Origin of the sequence: Stenotrophomonas sp. 3diitr2024 (genome assembly GCF_042136455.1) — a bacterium.
Classification (GTDB): Bacteria; Pseudomonadota; Gammaproteobacteria; order Xanthomonadales; family Xanthomonadaceae; genus Stenotrophomonas; species Stenotrophomonas sepilia.
The window spans coordinates 1-1,002 of record NZ_JBHHMJ010000470.1; the positions used below are offsets into that span (position 1 = coordinate 1).

Genomic DNA, 1,002 nt, shown 5'->3' on the forward strand with positions numbered 1-1,002 from the left:
AGCCGAGCCCATGCTCGGCTGATGGTTGCGCAGCCGAGCATGGGCTCGGCGCTACAGGAAAAGGTCAACGGCGATCAGCGCTTGGCCGACAGCTTCTCCAACGCCGCACGCAGCTGTGCCGGCGGCAGGTAGCCCCCCAGCTGGGTGCCGTCCGGCGCGAAGATCGCCGGCGTACCATTCACGCCCAGCTGCTGGCCCAGCGCGTACTGCATCGCCACCGGATTGGTGCAGTTCCTGGCGGGAACGTTGCCGCCGCGCTTGGCGTTGGTCAGCGCCTGGCGACGATCCGCTGCACACCAGACCGAAATCATGTCGGTGTAGTCCTTGCTGCCCAGGCCCATGCGCGGGAACGCCAGGTACTCGACGGTGATGCCGTTGCGGTTGAGCTCGGCGATGTCCTGGTGCAGCTTGCGGCAGTAACCACACTCGATGTCGGTGAACACGCTGATGGTGTACTTGGCGTTCGGCGCGGCGAACACGATGCGATCGCCGTGGTTGGCCTTGGCCAGCAGGCCGCGGCGATAGCCGAGCAGGCCTTCGCTGTTGGCCGGGCCCTTGGCGCGGGTGTCGTAGGGCTGAGACTGGAACAGGTAGCGGCCATCATCGGACACGTACAGCAGCTGGCCGGAAACGACGACCTCGCGGAAGCCGGGGAACGGCGCGGCGCCAATGTAGTCCACCTGGAAACCGGGGTTCAACGCGGTCAATGCGGCGCGTACCGCCTGGTCCGCTGGCGCATTCGCGGCCGGATTGGCCTTGGCCGCAGCGGCGGCGGGTGCCTTGGCGGCCGGCGGAGCCGGCTGGGCGCAGGCGGTCAGGCTGAGCGCACCGAACACGGCGGCGATGGCAAATCGGAGCATGGAGCGGTCCGCGACAGAAGAAGACCCCGGATTCTGACACAGCCGCCGGTACCGAGTGCAGCCAGGTTGGCCTTGAGCACGTCGAACGCGGCGCCTGCATCCAGCTCACCGAAACTGGGCGGTGCGGCAAAGTACTGGAACG

The 1,002-nt window shown here is 67.5% G+C and carries 2 protein-coding genes; both read right to left on the minus strand.

Translation table 11 applies throughout. The features are described 5' to 3' along the window. Positions 1-74: 74 nt before the first annotated feature. Positions 75-860, minus strand: a complete 786-nt coding sequence (locus ABGA94_RS11845; RefSeq protein ID WP_053500398.1) for a thioredoxin fold domain-containing protein — start codon at positions 858-860, stop codon at positions 75-77. After that, positions 815-1,002 (minus strand): hypothetical protein (locus ABGA94_RS11850; protein ID WP_375367367.1); only part of this gene is annotated, 188 nt, incomplete at its 5' end. The genes ABGA94_RS11845 and ABGA94_RS11850, both read right to left, overlap by 46 nt.

What these genes read in the sequence shown, in the direction of transcription:
- ABGA94_RS11845 (WP_053500398.1), bottom strand. Translation starts at nt 860, where the DNA reads ATGCTCCGATTTGCCATCGCCGCCGTGTTCGGTGCGCTCAGCCTGACC.